The following is a 22,923-nucleotide window of genomic DNA, read 5'->3' as shown; positions in this document are numbered from 1 at the left end:
GATGAAAAGAGTTGTAGCGGCGCTCAGTCTTCTAGGTTTGGCCTTAGCCCAGGAGGCCCACCGGGTGGTGGTCACCAACCCCACCACTCCCTTTAACCGCGAGGTGAACGGGCTTTTGATCTGGGTCTTGGTCTTTGCCGTGTTGGTCTTTGGGGTGGTGGCTGGGGCCTTGGCCTACGTGACGTGGAGGTTCCGGGCCAAACCAGGGCAGCAGGGGGAGCCTCCCCAGTTTCACGGCAATGACCGTTTGGAAGTGGTCTGGACGGCAATACCCGTGGTTATCGTGCTCATCCTATTTGGGCTTACGGCTAGGAGCTTGGTTCGGGTAAACCAGCTTCCCGCAGGAGCCCTGAAGGTGGAGGTGACCGGCTACCAGTTCTGGTGGGACTTCCACTACCCCGAGCTGGGCTTCCGCAACTCCAACGAGCTCATCCTCCCTGCAGGAGTCCCTGTGGTGCTGGAGATCACCGCTAAGGATGTCCTCCACTCCTTCTGGGTGCCGGGCCTGGCCGGCAAGCGGGACGCTATTCCAGGACAAAAGACTCTTCTTTCCTTTACACCGGAAAAACCCGGCAACTACTACGGCTTCTGTGCCGAGCTTTGCGGCCCCAGCCACTCCCGCATGCTCTTCCGGGCCATCGTGCTTCCCAAAGAGGAGTTTGACCGGTTCGTAGCGGCGGCCAAGGATTACGCTCCGCCTGTAGCCGATGCCCGGGGCCAGGAGGTGTTCCAGCAAAACTGCATGGCCTGCCACGGGGTGCAAGGGAAGATGCCGCCGGCAGTCATTGGTCCGGAGCTGGGCTTCATGGGCAACCGGGTAAGCCTGGCGGCGGGCATCGTGGACTACACCCCGGAGCACCTGAAGGCCTGGATCAAGGACCCTGCCGCCATGAAGCCAGGGGTCAAGATGCCGGGCTTCCCGCAGCTTTCCGAGGAGGATCTGGACGCTTTGGTCCGCTACCTGGATGGGCTCAAGGTGGAGGGTTTGGACTTCAAGGCGTTGCCTAAGTTCTAAGGAGGTTTAGGAAGATGGCCATCGCAACCAAGCCGAAAGCAGGTTTCTGGGCGGTCCTTTGGGACCTTCTCACCACGGTGGACCACAAGAAGATCGGCCTTCTTTACACGGCCACCGCCTTCTTCGCCTTTGCCCTGGCGGGGGTATTCTCCCTGCTCATACGGGCGCAGCTGGCGGTGCCCAACAACACCCTGCTCACGGGGGAGCAGTATAACCAGATCCTCACCCTGCATGGAGCGGCCATGCTCTTCTTCTTCATTCTCCAGGCGGGGCTCACCGGCTTTGGCAACTTTGTGCTTCCCCTCATGCTGGGAGCAAGGGACGTGGCCCTTCCCCGGGTGAACGCGTTCAGCTACTGGGCCTTCCTGGGGGCCATCATCATGGTGCTGATAAGCGCCCTGTTCCCTGGAGGGGCCCCGGCTGTGGGCTGGACCTTTTACTACCCCTTCTCTGCCCAGTCGGGTAGTGGGGTGAACTTCTTCACGGCCACCATTCTCCTTCTCGGCTTCTCCAGCCTCCTGGGCAACGCCAACTTCATCGCCACCATCTACAACCTCAGGGCCCAGGGGATGAGCATGTGGAAGATGCCCATTTATATCTGGAGCCTATTCGCTGCAGGCATCCTTAACCTCTTCACCTTAGCAGGGCTCACGGCTTCCGCTTTGACCATCCTTCTGGACCGCAAGCTGGGCCTTAGCTGGTTCAACCCTGAGATCGGGGGTGATCCGGTACTCTTCCAGCAGTTCTTCTGGTTCTACTCCCACCCTGCCGTTTACGTGATGCTTCTCCCCTATCTGGGCATCCTGGTGGAGGTGGCCTCCACCTTTGCCAAGAAGCCACCCTTCGGTTACAAGGCCATGGTGTGGGCCCAGATGGGGATTGTGGTGGTGGGTACGGTCGTGTGGGCTCACCACATGTTTACGGTGGGCGAATCCCTTCTCTTCCAGATTTACTTTGTGATAGCCACGGCTCTGGTCGCTGTGCCCACCGGGGTGAAACTCTTTAACATCATAGGTACCCTTTGGGGCGGGCATCTCCAGATGAAAACGCCCCTCCTCTGGGTATTGGGCTTCATCTTCAACTTCCTCCTGGGTGGCATTTCCGGGGTCATGTTGGCCCTTACCCCCTTTGACTACCATGCCCATGACTCCTATTTCGTGGTGGCCCACTTCCACAACGTGCTCATGGCGGGGTCCGGTTTTGGGGCCTTCGCCGGGCTTTACTACTGGTGGCCCAAGATGACGGGCCGCATGTACGACGAGCGCCTGGGTAGGCTCCATTTCTGGCTGTTCTTGGTGGGTTACCTCTTGACTTTCCTGCCCCAGTATGCCCTGGGCTTCCTGGGGATGCCTCGGCGCTACTACACCTACAACGCGGACATTGCGGGCTGGACGGAGCTCAACTTCATCTCCACCGTGGGAGCCTTCATCCTGGGCTTGGGCGGCCTGGTTTGGATCTACACCATGTGGAAGAGCCTGCGCTCCGGGGAGAAGGCCCCCGACAACCCTTGGGGCGGGTACACCCTGGAGTGGCTCACCAGCTCCCCGCCCAAGGCCCACAACTTTGATGTGGCCCTGCCCAAGGACTTCCCCTCCGAAAGGCCCCTCTACGACTGGGCCAAGAAGGGGGTGGAGCTGAAGCCGGAAGATCCCAGCCATATCCACCTGCCCAACAGCTCCTTCTGGCCCTTCTACTCCGCCGCCACCCTCTTCGCCTTCTTTTTCAGCGTGGCCGCCTTGCCGGTGCCCAACACGTGGATGTGGGTCTTCCTGGCCCTCTTTGCCTACGGCCTCATCCGCTGGGCCCTGGAGGACGAGTACAGCCACCCGGTGGAGCACCACACCCTTTCCGGCAAGTCCAACGCCTGGATGGGGATGGCCTGGTTCATCGTTTCGGAAGTGGGCCTTTTCGCCATCCTCATCGCTGGCTACCTGTACCTGCGCCTCACCGGCGCCGCCGTGCCCCCCGAGGAGCGGCCTGCCTTGGGGCTTGCCCTTCTCAACACCTTCTTCCTGGTGAGCTCCTCCTTCACCGTGCACTTCGCCCACCACGACCTGAGGCGGGGCCGGTTCAGCCCCTTCCGCTTTGGCCTTTTGGTCACCATCATCCTGGGGGTCCTCTTCTTCCTGGTGCAGTCCTATGAGTTCTACCACTTCCACCACGCCTCCAGCTGGCAGGAGAACCTCTGGACCGCCACCTTCTTCACCATCGTGGGCCTTCACGGTCTGCACGTGGTGATCGGGGGCTTTGGCCTCATCCTGGCCTACCTGCAAGCCCTCAGGGGTAAGATCAGCCAGCACCACCACGGCACCCTCGAGGCGGCCAGCATGTACTGGCACCTGGTGGACGCGGTCTGGCTTTTCATCGTTACCCTTTTCTACATTTGGTAGGCTGCTTTCGGATTCCGGCCCCCGCCTTAGAGGCGGGGGCTTTGCTATCTATGAAGAGGGATGCGGCTACTGGTGGTGGATTTTGACTACTTTTTCCCCGTGCCCCAAGACCCAAAGGACCCTTTGGCCTCCCTTTACGCCTGGGCCCACTTTGAAACCCCGTACTACCTGGGGGAGGCTTGGGAGGAGCGGGCTTTGGCCTTTCTCCTCAGGGGGCTTCCCTTGCCCCAAGCCCAGGGGTGGGAGGGGTTTTGGGGGCGTTTTTCCTTTGCTCCTGGGGCCCAGCTCTACTACGCCGACTCCAACGCATTAGCCTTCCACCCGGAGGTGCGTGCGGGGATACGGGAAGTGGTCCTCTTTGACGCCCATCACGACGCTGGGTATCGCCCCTTGGGTGAGGAGCCTTCTTGTGACGACTGGATGGTCTTTTACGCCCGGCAAGGGGCAAGGCTCCAGGTGTTCTACCCTTCCTGGCGGGATCCCGGTTGGGAACCCGAGCCCTTGGTGCCTGTGGAGCGGGCAAGGGATCCGGGTGGGCCGGTGGAGGGCCTTTTCCACAAAGCGTTCCTCTGCCGCAGCGGGGCCTGGGTGCCCCCTTGGGCCGACGGGGCCTTCTTTGCCTTTCTGGAGGAGGCTCCCCTTCCTAAAAGGGCCTTGGAGCCGGTAAAGAGGAGGCCCTTTGACCTCGAGGGTCTCCGGCGAAGGGCTAGAGAGGAAGCTTTCGGTCTAAGGTTTCTAGAGCGCCTAAGGGGGCTTAGCTAGCCTCACCCTGGACAGGCCTCCCTTCTTCCCCTATAATCACTAAGGCTGTTGGGCCGTTAGCTCAGCTGGCAGAGCAACCGACTTTTAATCGGTAGGTCGCAGGTTCGAATCCTGCACGGCCCACCAAACCGAGGCCCCATCGTCTAGCGGTCAGGACGCGGCCCTCTCAAGGCCGAAACGGGGGTTCGATTCCCCCTGGGGTCACCATGGGCGGCTAGCTCAGCTGGTCAGAGCGCTCGCCTTACAAGCGAGAGGTCAGAGGTTCAAATCCTCTGCCGCCCACCAGCTCCAGGACACAAAACTTCCCCCCTCGGTAGTGAGGGGGGAAAGTCTTTGGGGGGCTTATTTGGGGGCTTAGGTTTCCTTGGCAAGAAGGCTCCGCACCGCCTCAGGGAGGGTTTCCCCGGGGAATAGGGTCCGGAAGCGCTGGGCCAGGTCCCGGAGAAGAGGCCGTAGGGTTTCGTCCCGTAAAGCTTGTGGGTAAAGGGCCTCCATCTCGCTGAGAAGGGATTGTCTGGCCAGGTACCGGGCCACCAGGAGAGGTTCCCCCTCGAGGCCCGTGGGCCGGCCCCGCTTGAGGCGCTCAGCCTCCTTCTGTACCCAAGGGCTTTGCAGGAGGCGTTGGCAGGTGGGGCAGGGGTGTTTGGGGCTGGGGCTTCCGCAGATGGGGCAGGGCTCGCCCCGATCTCTTTGCAAAAGGGCCAGGGCGGCCCGGGCCACCTTTTCCCGTAGCTCCAAGGGAGCTTTCTCCGCCAGCTCCAAGGCCCGGCGGCTGGCCCATAGGAGCCGCTCGGGGTTTTCCGGGGTCTTGGGGGCCTCTGGTTTTTTCTCCAGGGAACCCACCACAAAGCGGATCTCCTTCACCGCCCCGGGAAAGCGCTCCTCGTAGCGTCGCAGAAGGGCCAGGCGGCCATAGGTGAGCTGGTGGGCGGTGACGGGGTCGGCCACGCGCACGGTGAGGGTGTCCCCCTCGAGGGCCAGGGGCTCGCTGAGCTGGGCAAGCTCCTTGCCCACCACCTCCCTCCAGGCGGCCAGCACCAGGCCCCGCTTCAGCTTCTCCTTCCCCCCGGCCTTCTTGAGGGCCTCGGGGATCACCTCCTTAAGGTGCCAGGGCATGGGAAGCCTCCTTAGGGATTGTACCCTTGTTCCCAGGAAGGGCCCAAGGAGGGGTTTTTCCGGGGCCCTTACCCTGGCTTGGGCCAGGGTGGGGTTGGGTTAGCCCAGGACCACCCCCCCTTCCACCCAGCATACCGGCACCCCCTTAGGGGCCCAAAGTCCAGCCAGGGCAGCCTGGGGAAGGCTACGGGCGTAGGCCAAAACCGCCTCCCTTTTGCCCTCGTCCAACTCCTCGCTCCACTCGTCCACCAAGAGGAGGGGGGCTTCCCCGTGGTGTTCGGTAAGAAGCCGGTGTTCGGCCAGGCGCAGGGCCAGGGCCACCGCCTTGGCCTCCCCCCGGCTAGCAAAGCGGTGCACCGGGCGGCCCGAGAGCAGGAAAACCAGGTCGTCCCGGTGGGGGCCCACCAGGGTCTGGCCCTTCATAAGCTCCTCTTCCCGCCGGGCCTTAAGGGCCTTAAGGAAGTCCCCTGGGGCGGTCTCCTCCAAAAGGAGCCCCGCCTCTCCCGGGGCCAGGGTTTGGTGGACGGACCGGAAGATGGGCAGGAAGCGCTTTAGAAAACGCCCCCTAAAGGCCATGATCTCCGTGCCGTAACGGGCAAGCTCCTGGTCCCACACCGCAAGCCCATTGCCCCCCGCTTTTAAGAGGGCATTCCGCTGGCGAAGCGCCTTCTCGTAGGCGGAAAGGAGGGCGGTGTACCGCCGGGAAAAGCGCCCGATAAGGCGGTCCAAGAAGGCGCGCCTCTCCTCCCGGCTTCCCAGGACCACCTCCACGTCCTCAGGGAGGACCAAGACCGAGCCCGGAAGCTCCTGCAGTGCCCGGAGGCTTACGGCCTTTTCGTTTAAGAAGACCTCCCTTCCCTCTGGGCCAAGCCTTTGCTCTATGCGGTAGAGGCCCAGCTCCGTTTCCACCTCGGCGAAAAGCCAAGCTTCCTTTTCCCCAAAGCGGATGAGGTCGGCCAAAGGGCTTCGCACCTCTCCCCCTAGGGCCAGGTGGAGGCCCAAAAGCAGGCTGGTCTTGCCCTGGGCGTTTCCCCCCACCAGGGCGAAAAGCCCCTGGGGAGGGTGAAAGGCGGCTAGGGCCAGGTTGCGAAAGTTCCTTTGCCGAAAGGATAGGAGGCGCATCTACAGCTTAACCCGGCGAAAAAGGACGGGAAGGAGGAGGAGGACCATCAACAAAAGCCCGGCCCCCAGGAGGTAGGGGGCTTCGGGGGCGAGCCGGTAAAGCCCTGTACCCAGTATAGGGCCCAGCATCCGCCCCAAGGCCTGGGCGGAGGCGTTGAGCCCCGCCACCAGACCCTGCTCCCCTTCCCCCACGGCCAGGGAGAGGGCGGCGGTGACCCCCGGCCCTGCCAAGGCGGCTCCCGCCCCCTGCAGGGCCAGGCCCAAGGCCAAAAGGGGGAAGGTGTGGGCCACCACCAAAAGGAGAAAGCCCAAAAGGCCCAGGGGTACCCCGGTGAGGAGAAGGGTCCGGGGTGGCCAGGAGAAGCGCCGCACCAAAAAACCCTGGATAAACACCGCCACCAGCCCATAGAGCACCAGGGCCAGGCCCACGCTTCTGGCGGTTTCCACCCCGGAAAGCCCCAGGCGGTCTTGGAAGTAGAAGGCGATGGTCTGCTCCAGGGCTACGCTGGAAAGGTTCAGAGCAAAGCCCAAGAGGAGAAGGGGAAGGATGCGGCCTTCCCAAGGGGAAAGCCGGCCCATCTCCCGGGAACCCTGGGGCCGGGATTCGGGGAGAACCAAGGCCACAAAGAGGGCGTTCAGCAGGGCAATCCCTGCGGAGAAAAACACCGGGGCCAAAAGGCCGAAAAAGGCGGCAAGCCCCGCTCCCAAGGCGGGCCCCAGGATCACCGCCAGGCCAAAGGCCGCCCCCAGGAGGGCCATGCCTGCGGTGCGGTTTTCCCTGCCGGTGACGTCCGCCACATAGGCCTGGGCGGTGGGGAGGGTGGCGGAGCTGAAGGCCCCTCCCAGAAGCCGGGTTAGGAGAAGGAGGAGGAAGAGGAGGCCAGGGGAGAAGAACCCCTTTTGCCCCAGAAGGGCAAACAGGCCAAAGAGCAAGAAGCTGATGCCAAAGCCCAGGATGCCCAAAAGGAGGATGGGCTTGCGCCCACGCTCGCTAAGCCTTCCCCATAAGGGGGAAAGGAGAAACTGCATGAGGGCATAGCCCGTGGAGAAAAGGCCCACCTGGACCTCGGTGAGCCCCAGCTCCCGCCCCAGGGGCCCCAGGATGGGAAAGAGGATGGAAAGCCCCAGGATGCTGTTGAAAAGGGTTAGGAAGAGGAGGCCAAGGGGAGACATGCCCCCAAGTTTAGCCGAAACGGCCGGTGATGTAGGCCTCGGTGTAGGGGTGCTTGGGCTTGGTAAACATAAGCTCGGTGGGGCCCTCCTCCACCAAGACCCCCAGGTGCATGAAGAGGGTGCGGTCGGAGATGCGGCTGGCCTGTTGCATGTTGTGGGTAACGATGACCACCGTGTAGTGCTCCTTCAGCTCCAGGATTAGATCCTCTATGGCCTGGGTGGCGATGGGGTCCAGGGCGCTGGTGGGCTCGTCCATGAGGAGAAGGGGGGGTTCCACGGCGATGGCCCGGGCGATGCAAAGCCTTTGCTGTTGCCCGCCGGAAAGCCTCAGGCCGCTTTCCTTTTTGAAACGATCTTGGACCTCGTTCCATAGAGCGGCCCGCTTTAGGGCCTCCACCACCCGGTCTTCCAGCTCGCTTCCCCTCACGCCCATGAGGCGCAGGCCGAAGGCCACGTTCTCAAAAATGGTCTTGGGGAAGGGGTTGGGCTTTTGGAAGACCATGCCGATATGACGGCGCACGGCCACCGGGTCCACCTGGGGATCGTAGATGTTGACCCCTTCGTAAAGCACCTCCCCTTCCACCCTTACGCCAGGGATCAGGTCGTTCATGCGGTTTAAGGAGCGCAGAAGGGTGCTTTTGCCGCACCCCGAGGGGCCGATGATGGCGGTGACCTGGTTGCGGGGAAAGCGCACGCTGATCCCGTAGAGGGCCTGGGCCTTGCCGTACCAGAGGCTTAAGCGGCGCACGTCCACCAGGGCCTCGGCCTCAGGAACGGGTTCCGTGCGGACGGTTTCGTGGTCTTTGAGAAAATCCAAAGCGTTCACCACTCCCTCCTAAAGCGGTTGCGCAGGTAAAGGGCCATGAAGTAGAGGACCGAAAGCACCAACAGCATCACCAGGATGCCTGCCGCCGCCACCCGGGCAAACTCGGGGAGGTTCATGCCCACCCAGAGGTAGATCTGCACGGGGATGACCGTGTACTCCGAAAGGGGGCCATTGGGCAGAAAGGGAACGTAGGCGGCAGCCCCCACCAAGAGAAGGGGTGCGGCCTCGCCGATGAGGCGGGCGGCGGAGAGGATCACCCCGGTGACCATGCCCGGAAGGGCGGCGGGCAGGACCACCCGGAAGACCACCTGCCTCCGGGTGGCCCCTAGGGCGAAGGCTGCCAGGCGCAGGGATTCGGGCACAGCTCTTAGGGCCTCCCGGGCGGTGACCACGATCACGGGGATGCCCAAAAGGGCCAGGGTCATGGCCGCAGGGAGGATGGTGGGGCCAAGCCCCATTCCCCGCACGAAGAGGGCCAGGCCCAAGAGGCCGTACACGATGGAGGGTACCCCGGCCAGGTTGCGGAGGTTGACCTCGAGGACCCGGCTTACCCTCCCCTCCCTCAGGTATTCCTCCAGGAGGATGGCCGTGCCGATCCCCACGGGAATAGCGATGAGAAGGGCCATTCCCAAGACCCAGACCGTGCCCCAGATGGCGGTGCCGATGCCCGCCATGAGGGGGGAGCGGGAGGGAACCCGGGTGAGAAAGGTCTGGTCCAGCCAAGGATTCAGCACCAGCCTCTCCCCTTCCTTCAGGTTGGCCTTGAGCTCGTCCCAGCGTCTTAAGCCCTCCAGAAGGGAAAAATCGGCAATGCGCTCATCGCGAAGGCCCGTCACCACGTAGCGGAAGGGCCCCTCGTGGGTGTTCCACATGAGCTCCACCCGGTTCTGCAAGAGGAGAACCCGGCGCTCCGTGGGGTCTTGCAGGGTGAACCGGACCTCCTCCTCCGTGTACCCCCGGGCCAGGAGCTCTTGCCGGAGGATCTCGTTCACGGAAAGGCCGAAGGGATAGGTAACGCCGGGTCCCTCATCCGCCTTGACCACCTGCACGGATACGCTGCGGTAAAGGGTATCCCCCAAGAGCCACGCCAACAACCCTATGGATACAAGGAGGGGAAGGACCAGGGCCCGGGCGAACGCCCGGTCTATGCGGTTCTTCCAGGGGTCCACGCCGAAGGTCTCTTGCCAGCTATTCATACCGCTCCCGGTAGCGCTCCACCACCCACTGGGCCAGGATATTGAGGAGGAGGGTGAGGAGGAAGAGGGTAAAGCCCACGGCGAAAAGGGCGTAATAGGCGGTGCTGCCCACGGGCTGGTCCCCCGTGGCCGCCTGGACGATGTAGCTGGTCATGGTGGCGATGGTCTCCCGGGGGTCCAGGGTGAGGATGGGGCGCTGGCCGGCGGCGATGGAAACCAGCATGGTTTCCCCTATGGCCCGGCTAGCGGCCAGGATAATGGCGGCCACAATGCCCGAGAGGGCGGCGGGGAAGACCACCTTAAGGGCCACCTCGTAGGGCCGGGCCCCCAGGGCATAGGCGGCCTCCCGGATGGAGCGGGGCACGGACTCCATGGCATCGGCGGCCACGTTGGCCACATAGGGCAGGATGACGAAGCCCAGGACCAACCCGGCGGAAAGAGCGTTGAAGATGTTGAGCCCGGGGATCACCTTCTGCAGAAGGGGGGTGACGGTGAGAAGGGCGAAGTAGCCGAAGACCACGGTGGGAATGCCCTCAAAGAGCTCCAGGGTGCCTTTGATGCGGGCCTTGGCCTCCCCACGGGCGTACTCCGAGACGTAAATGGCTAGGGCTAGCCCCAAAGGTATGGCCACCACCAGGCCGAGGGCAGTGACCAGGAAGGTGCCGGCGATAAGGGGGCTGATGCCGTAGCGGGGCTCGGCGAAGAGGGGAGTCCACTCGCGGGCAAAGAGGAACTCCGTCAAGGGTACCCGGCGGAAAAACTGCAGAACGTCCCCCAGGAGGCTTAGGATGATGCCTGCCGTGGTGAGAAGGGTCACGGAGGAAAGGATCACCAAGGTGATAAAGGTAAGGACCTCCTTGGGGTTTCGGGAGGGTTTTTCCCTGAGGATCTCCATGCCTTCCCTATCCTAAAGCAAAGGGGTGGGTACTCCCCACCCCTTTGCTTTTCCTGGCTTACTTCAGCTCCTTCTCCAGCTCGCTGATGAACTTGGAAAGGGGCGTGCCCACGGGCAGGTCCATGAAGAAGGTGCCGGTCTTCCTCTTGGCCACCAGCTGCTGGCCGATCTTGTAGGCCTCATCGGGCAGCTCAATGTAGCCGGTGGAGCGGATGGCCCGGCGGGCGGCGGGGGAGAGGTAGAAGTTCACAAAGTCCTGTACCTCCTTGCGCTCTAAGCTCTTCACGTTCACGTAGATGAAAAGGGGCCGGGCCAGGGGCTGGTAGGAGCCGTTGAGCACGTTCTCCCGGGTGGGGAGGACGCACCCCTTGCCGTTGTCAATGGCGATGGCCTTCACCTTGTCCTTGTTCTCCTCGTAGTAGGCTACCCCCAGGAAGCCCATGGCGTAGAGGTCGCCGGCCACCCCCTTGATGGTCACGTTGTCGTCCTCGGTGGGTTGGTAGTCGGTGCGGATGGCTTTGAGCTTGCCCACGATGGCCTCGGTGAAGTAGTCAAAGGTTCCCGAGTCCGCTCCGGCCCCGAAGAGGCGCAGGGGCTGGTTGGGCCATTGGGGGCGGATCTGGTTCCAGCGGGTGATCTTAGAGCCCGGCTCCCAGACCGCCTTGAGCTCGGAAACCCTCATGCAGGCGGCCCAGGTGTTCCTGGGGTTAACGATAACCGTGAGGGCGTCGTAGGCCACGGGGAGTTCAATGAACTCCACCTTGTTTTCCTTACACACCTTCAGCTCTTCGGGCAGGATGGGCCGGCTGGCGTCTTGGATGTCCGTCTCCCCCCGGCAGAACTTTTTGAACCCCCCGCCCGTGCCTGAGAAGGCCACGGTGACCTTTACCTGAGGGTTACGGGTGGTGAACTCCTCCGCCACCGCCTGGGTGATGGGGTAGACGGTGGAGGAGCCATCGGCCCGGATCTGCGCCAAGGCTACGCTGGCCAAAACCAAAGCGGAAACAGCTAGAACCAGTTTCCTCATCCCTTACCTCCTTGGGAGGGGGATCCCTCCCCTGGTCTACTCTGGCCTCCCATTGTCAGGAGGTTGTCAGGACCTTTGGGGGACTTTGGGCCAGGCCCGCCAGGTTGTAAAGCCCCTGGCGGATCACCGCGCCCCCTAAGAGCCTTTCCCCTTGGTAGAAGGCGGCGCTTTGCCCCGGGGTCACGGCGAAAACCGGGGTGGCGAAGCGGAGGCGCAGGGGGCTTAAGGACTCCACCTGGGCCCTTACGGGAGGGGTGCGGTAGCGCACCTGGACCTCCACCTCCTGGGGAAGCTCGGCGAGGAGGTTGGCCTCCTCCCCTTCCAGGCCCAGCCAAAGGGTAGCCTCCTTGGGCCCCACGTAGACCACGTTGGCCAGAGGGTCCACGCCCACCACGTACCGCTCCAGGTGGGGCTTGAAAAGCCCAAGGTCCTTCCGCTGGCCGATGGTGTAGAGGCTTGCTCCTTGGTGCTCCCCCACCACCTCCCCGGTAAGGGCGTCCACCACGGGGCCAGGGCGGACCCTGAGCCTCTCCCGCAAAAAGGCCTTCAGGTCCCCGCTCACGAAGCACAGGTTCTGGCTTTCCGGCTTCCTGGCGGTGGGAAGGCCGGCCTTTTCCGCCAGGGCCCGCACCTCCGCCTTGGTCATCCCCCCCACGGGAAAGAGGAGGTGGGGAAGGGCCTCCTTGGGGGTGCCCCAGAGGAAGTAGCTCTGGTCCTTGGCAGGGTCCACCCCCCTTAGGAGGGCCTCCCCTTCCCGGCGCACGTAGTGGCCGGTGGCCACGTAGTCCAGGCCCAGGCGCTTCGCCTGCTGGAGAAGGGCTCCGAACTTCACGAAGGTGTTGCAACGGGCGCAGGGGTTGGGGGTGCGGCCCCTGGCGTAGTCCTTCAGGAAGGGTTGGATGATCTCCTCCTCAAAGGTTTCCCGGTAGTCCAGGAGGTAGAAGGGGATATCCAGGATCTCCGCCACCCTGCGGGCCTCGTAGGCGGCCTCGGGGGTGCAGCAGCTTTCCCAGGCCCGCCCTGCCGGGAGTTCCAGGGAAGGCTTGGGCGGCTCCTCGGGCCAGAAGCGCATCATGGCCCCCACCACCTCGTACCCCGCTTCCCGCAATAGGTAGGCGGCCACCGAGGAGTCCACCCCCCCGGACATGGCTACCAGGACCTTACGCTTAAGCATTACTCCTCCCCCACCTCCTTCAGGATATGTTGGGGGATGTTCTTCAGCGCGGGTACTTGCTCCTTGGCAACGACCCAGACCACCTCAGGGTCCACGGCAAAGTACTGGTGGGCCACCACATTGCGCAGGCCCACCACCCGGCGCCAAGGAATCTCCGGATAGCGGTCGCGGAGCTCTTCGGGAAGGTGGCGGGCAGCTTCGCCCACAATCTCCAGATTGCGCACCACCGCATCCAGATGGAGGTCGCTTGCCAAAAAGGCATCCCGGTCTAGGTCAGCCAGGTAGCGCTCTATGCGGCTTATAGCCGGAAGCATGTCCATCACATAGAGGCGTAGACGGCGTCTAGACATAGACCAGGTCACCTTCCACCGCTTCCCGCAAAGCGGGGTTCTTTCCCAAGGCTCCCTCGGTCACAACATCCACAGTAACACCCAGGATCCCTTCCAAGTAGGCTTTGAGATCCACCAACTCCCAGCCCAAGGGGCGGCCTAGCATCACCAAAAGATCCAGATCGCTTCCGGGCCTTTCCTCGCCTCGAGCGTAGGAGCCGAAGACGGCGATGGCTTTCACCCCAAAGCGCCTTTGGAGTTCCTGGCGGTGGGCCCTTAGGAGGGCGAGGATCTCCAGAAGGCTCATACCACCACCCTATCGCCAAGGGCGGCCTCCGTACTCCTTATGGCCACCTCCACCATCTCCGGGGTGGGCTCGGCCACGGTGAGGGCCTGGAAGCGGAAGCCAAGCTCCCGCAAAAGCCGGGAAAGGGGATCCTCGTGCCGGGCGGAGAGGTAAAGGAGCTCAAAGGCCAAGGCCGCCACCACGGGCAGGAAGAGCACCCGGGCCAATAGCCGCCACCAGAGCACCTCGGGAGCGGGGATCAGGCTGTAGACCAGGATGGAAACCACGATAACAAAGGACAGGAAGGTGGTGCCGCACCGGGGGTGGAAGCGGGGCTGGGCCAGGACGTTTTCCACCGTGAGGGGAAGCCCCTTTTCAAAGGCGTGGATGGCCTTGTGCTCTGCCCCGTGGTACATGAAAAACCGCTGGATCTCGGGCATGCGCCCGATGAAGAGGAGGTAGCCCACCAGGATGCCCACCTTGACGAGGCCGGCCAGGAGGTTGTAGAGGAGGGGGAAGCGGGCCGGGTCCAGGAGGAGGCCGGCCAAAAACCCTGGCAGGACGATGAAAAGGGCGATGCCGAGAAGAAGGCTTACCGCCACCGTGCTCCAGAGGGCCCCTTTGGGCACCTCCTCTTCACCCCCTACGAGTTCGGCGCTCCGGGCCAAGGCCCGGTAGCTTACAGAAAGGGCATCCCAGAGGGCCACCACCCCCCGGACCAGGGGAAGCTTAGCCCAGGGGTAACGCTGGCTTAGGGCGGGCTCCGCATGGCGCTCCACGTGGATTTGGCCGTCGGGAAGGCGCACGGCCAGGGCCCAGGCCCAGGGGGACTTCATCATTACCCCCTCGAGGGCCGCCGAGCCCCCCAGGGTTACCTGTTTGGCCAACAGCAAGAGAAGCCGCATCCCTCCCATTTTGCCACGGGGGCATGGTATCTTCCAGGCGTGATCACCTTGCATGCCACAGAGGCCACGTTGGCGGAGGGGAAGGCGCCTTTGAAGGTGGTGTGGGTCAGGAAGGGGGAGCTTACCCCGCAAGGCGAGGTCCTGGACGCCCACCTGGGTGGGTTTCTCCGGCGGGCCATGGCCGAGGCCGGCTTCAAGGGGGAAGCGGGGGAAAGCCTCCTTTTAGCCTCTTCCGAAGGGAGCTTTCTCCTTTTCGGCCTGGACGAGGACATCCGGGCCACAGGGGGAAGGCTTGCCCAGACGCTTTCTAAGCTGGCCTTCCCCGAGGTCCTGGTAGAAGCCCTGGAGGCCTATCCCTTGGCGGAGGGCCTCCTCCTGGGGGCGTACCGCTTTGACCGCTACAAGGAAAAGAAGGAGGATAAGGCCCTGGCCCTCCAGCTTTCCGGGGCCAAGCCAGAGGAGCTGGATAGGGCGAAGAAGGTGGCGGAAGGGGTGTTTTGGGCCCGGGACCTGGTGAACGAGCCCCCTAACGTCCTAACCCCCGAGGCCCTGGCGGAGGCGGCCCTTTCCCTGAGGGCTTTGGGAATAGAGGTGGAGGTTTTGGACGAGGAGGCCATCCGGGCCTTGGGCATGGGGGCTTTCCTGGCGGTGGCCCAGGGTTCGGAGAACCCTCCCCGCTTCCTCCACCTGCGCTATGCCCCGGAGGGCGCCCGGGAAAGGCTGGACCTGGTGGGTAAGGGGCTTACCTTTGACTCCGGCGGCTACTCCTTAAAGCCCACGGAGAGCATGGCCACCATGAAGGGCGACATGGCGGGAGGGGCGGCGGTCCTGGGGGCCCTAAAGAGCGCCGCCCTTTTGGGTTTGCCGGTGGAGATCAGGGGCTACATCGCCGCCTGCGAGAACATGGTCTCGGGCCGGGCCTACCGGCTTGGGGATGTGCTCAAGACCTTTGCCGGCAAAACGGTGGAGGTGATGAACACGGATGCGGAAGGGAGGCTCACCCTGGCGGATGCCCTGGCCTATGCGGAACGGCAAGGGGCTAAGCGCATCCTGGAGCTTTCCACCCTTACCGGCTCAGCGGTGGTGGCCCTGGGGGAGGAGGTCGCGGCCCTCTTCGCCACCCAAGAAGCCTGGGGAAAAAGGGTGGAGGAGGCGGCCAGGAAGGCGGGGGAGAAGGTTTGGCCTCTTCCTTTGGAGAAGGCCTACCGGGAAAAGCTGAAAAGCCTCGTGGCCGACATGAAGAACGTGGGGGACCAGTACGGTGGAGCCATCACCGCCGCCCTTTTCCTTTCGGAGTTCGTGACGGTGCCCTTGGTGCACCTGGACATCGCCGGGCCCGCCTTCGCCAAAAAGGCCCATGTCCTAGGTCCGGAAGGGGGCACGGGGTTTGGGGTGCGGACGGTCCTTGAAGTAGCCCAAGGGCTGACGGAGGCCGCCTAGACCCCTTATACCCTTTCCTCTTGTTTCCTTCGCTAAGCCCCAACGAGATGACGCCTACCGGAGGCCCTTTCCGGGGCCCCCACCCTGGCGCAAGCCAGGGTGGGGTGGTATTACAAAGATCCCGCCCTGCCCAAAGGGCAGGGCGGGCAATCCTGGGAGCCTACTCCTGGCAGTTGGGGCAAAGCCCCCGGAACTCCAGCCGGAAGTTTTCCAAGGCCCAGCCGGACTTTTCGGCAGCCGCCTTTTGCCCCTGGGAAAGGTCCAGCTCCGGCAGGTTTTTCAGGAGCAGGTCCTCCACCTTGCCACAGGAGGTGCAGACCAGGTGCACGTGGGGCTCGGTGTAGCCGTCGTAGCGGGTCAGGCCCTTGGGGTCGCGGAACTCGTAGATGAGGCCGTGCTCCCGCAGGACGTGGAGGTTGAGGTATACGGTGGAAAGGCCAATGTCGTAGCCCCGCTTCTTAAGGCCGTTATAAAGCTCCTCAGGGGTGGGGTGGACGTTTTTGCGGTCCAGATAGCTCAGGATCCGCTCCCGCGGCAGGGTGTGCCTCAGCCCCACAGCCTTTAGCCGCGCCCGGTAGTTCTCCTTTTCCCTCATCCTTGGCATGGCTCCTCCTTCCTTTCCATTCCAGTATACACAGGCCATGTTCAAATGCAACACCCTAAAACCCAAAAGATGGTAAGGACGATCCCTTTCTTTTGGGGAGGCGCTTTTCCCGGGGTGACCGGGGGGTTGGGTTTCCGTTACCTCTATTTTGCCAGTTTTTGGCTGAGCCTGCGGATGCCCTATAATGGAGGCACCTTGGAGCGGCCCATCTACCGCATCCTGCATTTGCTCTTCGCCCTGGGTCTGGCCCATGCCCTTTTCCTCCTGGGGCAGGAGGGGGTTAGGGCTTACCAACTTTCCCGGGAGCGGGCTAGGCTGGAGGAGGCCCTGCGGCAACAGCAGGCCCGGGTGGCCCGCCTCCAGGCCGAGGTGAAGGCGGCCAGGGATCCCGCCCACCTCGAGGCCCTGGTGCGCAGGTTGGGTTTTGTGCGGCAAGAGGAAATACTAAAGAGGCGATGAGGGAAGACCCGGCGGCACTCTTTCTGGAGGACGAAGCCTTGACCGATGGCCTCACCGACGAGGAAGCGGAAACCCTCCTTTCCTGGCTTTTGGACCTGGCACGGGAGGCCAGCCCTTCCCAGCTGGCCCACCTGAGAAGGCTTGGGCACGAGATTACGCGCCTTTCCCGCGACTACGGCCTGCCGGTGGAGGAGCTTATCGGCCTGGTGGAACTGGCCTGGGGGGAGGCGGAGGCCCCGGGCCTTCAGGCCTAAAGGACCAAAGCCTTTAGGAGTGCCCGCACCTCCGAAAGCCTGGGGGGAGCGGGATGGGTGCGGTAGATGAGGGAAACCTGTAAGGCAGCTTCTTCCTCCAGGGGCTTAAGCACCACCCCGGGATGGGGGAAGACCCGGTAGGGGGCCAGGGTGAGGTAGACCCCTACCCCCGCGGCCACCAGGCTCACCGCCTGGGAGAACCGGGCCACCTCCCGGACCACCTTAGGGGTGAAGCCCGCCTGCTGGAAGACCGCCATGAAGGCCTCGTGAAGGGGGGGTAGGACCTCCTTGGGGAGGAGGAGGAAAGGTTCCTCCCTTAACGCCTTAAGGGGCACCCGTTTTCGCAAGGCCAAGGGGTGCTCCTCGGGCAGGGCCACCACGATGGGTACCCGTAAGAGGGGTTCCTGGCCTATGGCGGGGTCCTCCACCCTAAGCCCGGCCAGGCCGTAGTGCAGCTGGCCCTCCTTGAGGGCCTTTACCTGCTCGGGGGTGTGCATCTCCAGGATCTCCACCGGCTGGCCCAAGCCCCGGCGCAGGTGGTCTAAAAGGGGCATAAGGTCAGGAAGGAGGTTTTCCGGCACCCCGAAGCGGAGCTCCCCCAGATGGTCCTTCCCGGGCTGGCCCCGCCCTGCTTGGCGCACCCGCTCTTTTAGGGCCTCCACCTCCGCCAAGAGCCGCTTGCCTTCCCGTTGCAGCACCTCCCCCGCCGGGGTGAGGCGGAAGGGCCTGCGCTCAAGAAGCTTGACGCCTAAAGCCTTCTCCAAGGCCTGGATGTGCTGGGAAAGGGCGGGCTGGGAAAGGTAGGCCTTCTCCGCGGCCCGGTGGAAGTTCCCTTCCTCGGCCAGAAGAAGGAAAAGCCGCAGGCGGCGCAGGTCCATGATAAGGCTAGCTTATCATCACCCTCCAGGCTTTTCTATTGGACAAAGGGTCGCCTCTGCCCCAGACTGGGAAGAGGAGTCGGTGTAGTGTAGTTTTGCGCAAAAGGGGGGAAGATGACGGCAGTGAATGTGGATGCGCTCAAGCAAGCCTTAGAAAGCCTTTCCCCAGAGGAACTGGCCCGGCTTAAGGAGGAGGAGGACCGGGAGTGGCGGGAGTCTTTGGAGTACGTGCTCCGGGTGGAGGGGTTTGCCCGGGTGGAGGAGCTTTTGCGCCTATTGGACGAGTTTCTCTACCTGGAGGGCTACACCCCTGCAAACCGCCTCTCCACCCCTTACCTCAACACCATCCCCAAGGAAAAGGAGCCTCCTTACCCGGGGGACCTGGATCTGGAAAGGCGCATCGCCAACATTCTGCGCTGGAATGCGGCCATGATGGTCACCCGGGCCAACAAGAAGGCGGAGGGGATCGGGGGGCATATCTCCACCTACGCCTCCATCGCCGAGCTGTACGAGGTGGGCTTCAACCACTTCTTCCGCGGGCTCGAGGCGGGGTTGGACCGGGATTTGGTCTTCTTCCAGGGGCACTCCTCCCCTGGCATCTACGCCCGGGCCTTCTTGGAAGGGAGGTTAAGCGAAGCGGATCTGGAGAACTTCCGCCGGGAGGTGCACCCTCCGGTGCCGGGTGGCCGGGGGCTTTCCAGCTACCCCCATCCCTGGCTGATGCCGGACTTCTGGGAGTTCCCCACGGTGAGCATGGGCCTTGGCCCCATCCAGGCCATCTACCAGGCCCGGTTCATGCGCTACCTGGAGGACCGGGGCCTGAAGCCCAGGAGCACCGCCAAGGTCTGGGCCTTCTTGGGGGACGGGGAGCACGACGAGCCGGAAACGGTGGGGGCCCTGCACCTGGCGGCCCGGGAGGGGCTGGACAACCTCATCTTCGTGGTGAACGCCAACCTGCAGCGCCTGGATGGGCCCGTGCGGGGCAACTCCAAGATCATCCAGGAGCTGGAGAGGCTCTATAGAGGTGCGGGCTGGCGGGTGATCAAGATCGCCTGGGGTTCCGCCTGGGACCGGCTCCTGGCCAAGGACAAGGAGGGCCACCTCCTGCGGCGCTTTGAGGCCTTGGTGGACGGGGAGTCGCAGCGCTATGCCGCCTTTGGGGCCAAGGAGCTCAGGGAGCGCTTCTTCAACACCCCCGAGCTCAAGCGGCTCATCGAGGGGATGACGGACGAGGAGCTGGATGAGCTCACCCGTAGCCGGGGCGGGCACGACCTGGTGAAGATCCATGCCGCCTACAAGGCGGCGGTGGAGCACAAGGGAAGCCCGGTGGTCATCCTGGCCCGCACCATCAAGGGCTACGGCATGGGGCCCACCGCCATGGCCAAGAACGTGGCCCACCAGGTGAAGAAGCTCACCGAGGAGGACCTAAAGGAGGCGCGCTCCTTTTTGGGCATCCCCGTGCCCGAGGAGAAGCTATCGGAGCTTCCCTACTACCACCCAGGGCCGGACTCCCCCGAGGTGAAATACCTCCTGGAACGCAGGAAGGCCCTGGGGGGCTTTGTCCCCGAGCGCCGGGTGCGGTTTACCGGGGGTCTAGAGGTGCCGGGGGAGGAGTTCTTCCAGGAGTTCTACGAGGGTACGGGGGGGCGGGAGATCTCCACCACCATGGCCTTCGTGCGCATCCTGGCCAAGCTCCTGCGCCACCCCAAGATCGGGAAACTCATCGTGCCCATCGTGCCCGACGAGGCCCGCACCTTCGGTATGGAGGCCCTGATCGCCCAGGTGGGCATCTACTCCCCCCAGGGGCAGCTTTACATCCCGGTGGACGCCGGCACCCTCACCGCCTACAAGGAGAGCAAGGAGGGGCAGATCCTGGAGGAGGGGATCACCGAGGCGGGGGCCATGGCGGACTTCATCGCCGCTGGTACCGCCTACGCCCACTGGGGCATCCCCACCATCCCCTTCCTCATCACCTACTCCATGTTTGGCCTGCAGCGTATCGGGGACCTGGTCTGGGCGGCGGCCGACCAGCGCACCAAGGGCTTCCTCCTGGGGGCCACGGCGGGGCGGACCACCCTGGAGGGGGAGGGGTTGCAGCACCAGGATGGGCAGAGCCAGATCTACGCCCTGGCCGCCCCCAACCTTTTGGCCTACGACCCCGCCTTCGCCTACGAGTTCGCCGTCATCCTGGAAGACGGCCTAAAGCGCATGTACCAGAAGGGGGAGGATGTCTTCTACTACATCACCATCGAGAACGAGAACTACCCCCACCCCCCCATGCCCGGGCCTCGGGAGAAGGTGAAGGAGGGGATCCTGAAGGGCCTCTACCTCTTCCGCCCCGGGGAGGGGGAAGGCCCCCGGGTACAGCTTCTGGGCTCGGGGCCCATCCTGCCCCAGGCGGCGAAGGCCCAGGAGCTGCTGAAGGGCTACGGGGTGGTGGCGGATGTCTGGAGCGCCACCAGTTACAAAGCCCTCTACTACGATGCCCTCGAGGCGGAAAGGGAGCGGAGGCTTTTGGGCAAGGCCCGCAAGCCCTACGTGGCGGAGGTTCTGGAGGGGCACGAGGGCCCGGTGGTGGCCGCCAGCGATTACCTGAAGGCCCTGCCCAACCTCATAAGGGGGTATCTGGACCGGCCCTTCTGCGCCCTGGGCACCGATGGCTTTGGCCGCTCGGACACCCGGGAGGCCTTAAGGGACTTCTTTGAGGTGGATGCCCGGCACATCGCCTACGCCGCCCTTGCTCTCCTGGCCGAGGAAGGCCAGGTGCCGGCTAAGGTCTTGGCCAAAGCGCGGAAGGAGCTTGGGCTGGAGCTTTTGGAGACCCCGCCCCACCGGAGGTAGGGGGTATTCTGGAGGGCAGGATGGAGCTGAAGCTTCCCGAACTGGGCGATAACGTGAGCGCCGCCACGGTGGTGGGGGTGCGGGTGAAGGAGGGGGACCGGGTGGCTCCCGGGGATCCCCTTTTGGAGCTGGAAACCGACAAGGCGGTCATGGAGGTGCCCGCGGAGGCGGGCGGGGTGGTGAAGCGGGTTTTGGTGAAGGTGGGGGACGAGGTGCGCCCGGGCCAGCCCTTCCTGGAGCTGGAGGCTGGGGAGGTGGCTCCTAGGCCCCAGGAGGCGGCTGCCCCGCCCAGGGAAGACCGGGCCCAGGCGGAGCCTTCCCCAAAAGCCCCCCCTCCTTCGCCGGCTCCGGCAGAGGGGGAGGGGCGGCTCATCCCCGCCGCTCCCTCGGTGCGGCGGCTGGCCCGGGAGCTGGGGGTGGACATCCGCCAGGTGAGGGGCACGGGCCTGGCGGGGCGGATCACCGCCGAGGATGTGAGGCGGGCGGCGGGGTTGGCCCAGCCCCCCGTGGCCCTCGAGGCCCCACCGCCCCCAAGCCCCAAGCTCCCTGACTTTAGCAAGTGGGGTCCGGTGCGCACCGAGCCCATGAGCGGGGTGCGCAAGGCCACCTTGAGGTCCATGGCCCAGGCCTGGGCCCAGGTGCCCATGGTCACCCACTTTGACGAGGCGGACATCACCGAGCTGGAAGCCCTAAGGAAGCGCTATGCCAAGCGGGCGGAGGAACGGGGCTTTAGGCTCACCCTCACCGCCTTCCTTCTCAAGGCCTTGGCCCTGACCCTGAAGGCCTTCCCCAAGTTCAACGCTTCCATCGATGTGGAGAGGGGAGAGATCGTCTACAAGGATTACGTGCACATCGGGGTGGCGGTGGACACCCCCCACGGCCTTTTGGTGCCGGTGATCCGGAATGTGGAGCAAAAGGGGGTTTTGCGCCTGGCCAAGGAGCTCCAGGAGATTTCCGAAAAGGCCAGGGAAAGGAAGCTTTCCCCGGAGGAGATGCAAGGAGGCACCTTCAGCCTGTCCAACCTGGGGGGGATTGGAGGGGTGGGCTTCACCCCCATCGTGAACTGGCCCGAGGTGGCTATTTTGGGGGTTTCCCGCTCCGGGATGAAGCCGGTGTGGGACCCGGAGAAGGAGGCTTTCCAGCCCCGCCTCATCATGCCCTTTGCCCTCACCTATGACCACCGCCTTATAGACGGGGCGGAGGCGGCCCGCTTCTGCCGGCATCTGGCCGCGCTTTTAGAGGATCCTTTGGGCTTGGCCCTGGAGTAGGGGGTGGCTGGCTTCGGGTTCTCGTGTAGTATGGGAAAGTATGCGCGTCATCGTGGTGGGAACCCGGGGCAGCGCCTTGGCCCTGGCCCAGACCCGCTTTGTGGTGGAGCGTCTTAAGGAAAGCTGGCCCGAGGCGGAGTTCAAGGTGAAAACCATCAAGACCCGGGGGGACCAGGGGGCAAGCCCCCTGGAGCAGGCCATCTTTGTCAAGGAGTTGCAGGAGGCCCTCCTTTCCCGGGAGATCGACATCGCCGTGCACTCCCTGAAGGACCTCCCCACGGAGGAACCCCCGGGGCTTAAGATTGCCGCCATACCCCGCAGGCAGGACCCCCGGGATGCCTTTTTGGGCAAGGTGTATAAGCGCCTCGAGGACCTTCCCCAAGGCGCCGTGGTGGGGACCAGCTCCATCAGGCGCAAGGCCCAGCTTCTGGCCCAGCGGCCGGACCTGGTGGTGAAGGACCTCCGGGGCAATGTGGACACCCGCCTGGCCGCCTTGGGCAACGGGGAGTACGACGGGATCATCCTGGCGGCGGCGGGGCTCATCCGGTTGGATCTGCGCAACCGCATTGACCAGTTCCTGGAGCCCGAGGTGATGCTTCCTGCCCCTGGCCAGGGGGCCTTGGCCCTGGAGGTCCGGGTGGGGGACGACCTGGCGGAGGAGCTTTGCTATGCCCTCCACCACCACCCCTCCCACGACCGGGTACGGGCGGAGCGGGCCTTTTTAAAGGGCCTTGGGGCCGGGTGCCTGGCCCCGGTGGGGGCCCTGGCCCAGGTGGCGGAGGACGGCACCCTCCTTCTGGAGGGGATGGTCCTCACCCCCGACGGCAAGAGCTTTATCCGGGCGGAGATTGAAGGCGACGCTTCCGAGGCCGAGGAGCTGGGCCTGGAGCTGGCCCAGGACGTGCTGGAGCAGGGCGGGCGGGAGATTTTGGCCCAAACCCGATAGGATTGCTGGAGTTTCCT

At 64.1% G+C, this 22,923-nt stretch carries 22 protein-coding genes and 3 tRNA genes; 12 read left to right on the top strand and 13 right to left on the bottom strand.

All coding sequences use genetic code 11. The features are described 5' to 3' along the window. Position 1 precedes the first annotated feature (1 nt). From coxB to DK874_RS05635, 6 genes are all read left to right on the top strand, one after another. Positions 2 to 1,015: a cytochrome c oxidase subunit II gene (gene coxB, locus DK874_RS05660; RefSeq protein WP_114313059.1), complete on the top strand. Its 1,014-nt coding sequence runs from the start codon at positions 2 to 4 to the stop codon at positions 1,013 to 1,015. Positions 1,016 to 1,029: 14 nt separating this feature from the next. Continuing rightward, complete coding sequence (ctaD, locus tag DK874_RS05655) at positions 1,030 to 3,405, top strand: cytochrome c oxidase subunit I (protein WP_114313058.1); 2,376 nt, start codon at positions 1,030 to 1,032, stop codon at positions 3,403 to 3,405. 60 nt (positions 3,406 to 3,465) lie between these two features. After that, positions 3,466 to 4,167 (top strand): hypothetical protein, encoded by a 702-nt coding sequence (locus tag DK874_RS05650; RefSeq protein WP_114313057.1) that lies wholly within the window; start codon positions 3,466 to 3,468, stop codon positions 4,165 to 4,167. Between the two features lie 50 nt (positions 4,168 to 4,217). Then, positions 4,218 to 4,293 (top strand) — tRNA-Lys (locus DK874_RS05645). Positions 4,294 to 4,299: 6 nt separating this feature from the next. Next, positions 4,300 to 4,374 (top strand) — tRNA-Glu (locus DK874_RS05640). A gap of 1 nt (position 4,375) precedes the next feature. Then, positions 4,376 to 4,452, top strand: a tRNA-Val gene (locus DK874_RS05635). Positions 4,453 to 4,521: 69 nt separating this feature from the next. On the opposite strand, the gene DK874_RS05630 is transcribed toward DK874_RS05635, so the two are convergent. The 11 genes from DK874_RS05630 to DK874_RS05580 all read right to left on the bottom strand — a co-directional run bounded on the left by DK874_RS05630 (position 4,522) and on the right by DK874_RS05580 (position 14,225). After that, complete coding sequence (locus DK874_RS05630; protein ID WP_114313056.1) at positions 4,522 to 5,283, bottom strand: DciA family protein; 762 nt, start codon at positions 5,281 to 5,283, stop codon at positions 4,522 to 4,524. A gap of 99 nt (positions 5,284 to 5,382) precedes the next feature. Beyond that, entirely contained in the window at positions 5,383 to 6,405 is a 1,023-nt protein-coding gene (gene recF, locus DK874_RS05625) for a DNA replication/repair protein RecF (protein ID WP_114313055.1), read from the bottom strand. Beyond that, positions 6,406 to 7,578 (bottom strand): MFS transporter, encoded by a 1,173-nt coding sequence (locus tag DK874_RS05620; RefSeq protein ID WP_114313054.1) that lies wholly within the window; start codon positions 7,576 to 7,578, stop codon positions 6,406 to 6,408. Positions 7,579 to 7,588: 10 nt separating this feature from the next. Then, positions 7,589 to 8,404 (bottom strand): phosphate ABC transporter ATP-binding protein PstB, encoded by an 816-nt coding sequence (gene pstB / locus DK874_RS05615; protein ID WP_114313255.1) that lies wholly within the window; start codon positions 8,402 to 8,404, stop codon positions 7,589 to 7,591. Further along, complete coding sequence (pstA, locus tag DK874_RS05610; RefSeq protein WP_114313053.1) at positions 8,401 to 9,600, bottom strand: phosphate ABC transporter permease PstA; 1,200 nt, start codon at positions 9,598 to 9,600, stop codon at positions 8,401 to 8,403. Before pstA ends, pstB begins: the two co-directional genes overlap by 4 nt. After that, on the bottom strand, positions 9,593 to 10,495 hold the full coding sequence (pstC, locus tag DK874_RS05605) for a phosphate ABC transporter permease subunit PstC (RefSeq protein ID WP_114313052.1): 903 nt from the start codon (positions 10,493 to 10,495) through the stop codon (positions 9,593 to 9,595). Before pstC ends, pstA begins: the two co-directional genes overlap by 8 nt. Positions 10,496 to 10,553: 58 nt before the next feature. Beyond that, positions 10,554 to 11,522, bottom strand: a complete 969-nt coding sequence (locus DK874_RS05600; protein WP_114313051.1) for a PstS family phosphate ABC transporter substrate-binding protein — start codon at positions 11,520 to 11,522, stop codon at positions 10,554 to 10,556. Between the two features lie 55 nt (positions 11,523 to 11,577). After that, positions 11,578 to 12,696 (bottom strand): tRNA 2-thiouridine(34) synthase MnmA, encoded by a 1,119-nt coding sequence (mnmA, locus tag DK874_RS05595; protein ID WP_114313050.1) that lies wholly within the window; start codon positions 12,694 to 12,696, stop codon positions 11,578 to 11,580. Then, positions 12,696 to 13,046 carry a HepT-like ribonuclease domain-containing protein gene (locus tag DK874_RS05590; protein WP_114313049.1) on the bottom strand — a complete coding sequence of 117 codons (351 nt, stop codon included), beginning with the start codon at positions 13,044 to 13,046 and terminating at the stop codon, positions 12,696 to 12,698. The genes mnmA and DK874_RS05590 overlap by 1 nt, the downstream gene beginning before the upstream one ends. Then, positions 13,039 to 13,332 carry a nucleotidyltransferase family protein gene (locus DK874_RS05585; RefSeq protein ID WP_114313048.1) on the bottom strand — a complete coding sequence of 98 codons (294 nt, stop codon included), beginning with the start codon at positions 13,330 to 13,332 and terminating at the stop codon, positions 13,039 to 13,041. The genes DK874_RS05590 and DK874_RS05585 overlap by 8 nt, the downstream gene beginning before the upstream one ends. Then, positions 13,329 to 14,225, bottom strand: coding sequence for a DUF1385 domain-containing protein (locus DK874_RS05580; protein ID WP_114313047.1), 897 nt, complete (start codon positions 14,223 to 14,225; stop codon positions 13,329 to 13,331). Before DK874_RS05580 ends, DK874_RS05585 begins: the two co-directional genes overlap by 4 nt. 30 nt (positions 14,226 to 14,255) lie before the next feature. Between DK874_RS05580 and DK874_RS05575 the strand changes: the two genes are divergently transcribed. Continuing rightward, positions 14,256 to 15,656, top strand: coding sequence for a leucyl aminopeptidase (locus DK874_RS05575; protein WP_114313046.1), 1,401 nt, complete (start codon positions 14,256 to 14,258; stop codon positions 15,654 to 15,656). Between the two features lie 160 nt (positions 15,657 to 15,816). Here DK874_RS05575 and DK874_RS05570 read toward each other — a convergent pair whose 3' ends face one another. Continuing rightward, positions 15,817 to 16,260, bottom strand: coding sequence for a Fur family transcriptional regulator (locus DK874_RS05570; RefSeq protein WP_114313045.1), 444 nt, complete (start codon positions 16,258 to 16,260; stop codon positions 15,817 to 15,819). A 195-nt stretch (positions 16,261 to 16,455) separates the two neighbouring features. Here DK874_RS05570 and DK874_RS05565 point away from each other — a divergent pair, with 195 nt between their 5' ends. Both DK874_RS05565 and DK874_RS05560 read left to right on the top strand, forming a co-directional pair. Continuing rightward, positions 16,456 to 16,719, top strand: coding sequence for a septum formation initiator family protein (locus DK874_RS05565; protein ID WP_205387564.1), 264 nt, complete (start codon positions 16,456 to 16,458; stop codon positions 16,717 to 16,719). After that, positions 16,716 to 16,973, top strand: coding sequence for a hypothetical protein (locus DK874_RS05560; RefSeq protein WP_114313044.1), 258 nt, complete (start codon positions 16,716 to 16,718; stop codon positions 16,971 to 16,973). Before DK874_RS05565 ends, DK874_RS05560 begins: the two co-directional genes overlap by 4 nt. Here the strand turns inward: DK874_RS05560 and DK874_RS05555 are convergent. Then, positions 16,970 to 17,851: a LysR family transcriptional regulator gene (locus DK874_RS05555; RefSeq protein ID WP_114313043.1), complete on the bottom strand. Its 882-nt coding sequence runs from the start codon at positions 17,849 to 17,851 to the stop codon at positions 16,970 to 16,972. The two genes, DK874_RS05560 and DK874_RS05555, sit on opposite strands and share 4 nt — an antisense overlap. Before the next feature lie 114 nt (positions 17,852 to 17,965). On the opposite strand from DK874_RS05555, the gene aceE reads away from it, so the two are divergent. From aceE to hemC, 3 genes are read left to right on the top strand one after another with little or no spacing between them, the layout of a single operon-like run. Then, a complete protein-coding gene (aceE, locus tag DK874_RS05550) occupies positions 17,966 to 20,692 on the top strand; it encodes a pyruvate dehydrogenase (acetyl-transferring), homodimeric type (protein ID WP_114313042.1) in 2,727 nt (908 codons plus the stop codon). A 20-nt stretch (positions 20,693 to 20,712) separates the two neighbouring features. After that, a complete protein-coding gene (locus DK874_RS05545; RefSeq protein WP_114313041.1) occupies positions 20,713 to 21,960 on the top strand; it encodes a 2-oxo acid dehydrogenase subunit E2 in 1,248 nt (415 codons plus the stop codon). 40 nt (positions 21,961 to 22,000) lie between these two features. Then, entirely contained in the window at positions 22,001 to 22,906 is a 906-nt protein-coding gene (gene hemC, locus DK874_RS05540; RefSeq protein WP_114313040.1) for a hydroxymethylbilane synthase, read from the top strand. Positions 22,907 to 22,923: the final 17 nt, after the last annotated feature.

Source organism: Thermus caldifontis (assembly GCF_003336745.1).
GTDB classification, from domain to species: domain Bacteria; phylum Deinococcota; class Deinococci; order Deinococcales; family Thermaceae; genus Thermus; species Thermus caldifontis.
This window is presented reverse-complemented; position numbering and strand designations above follow the sequence as displayed.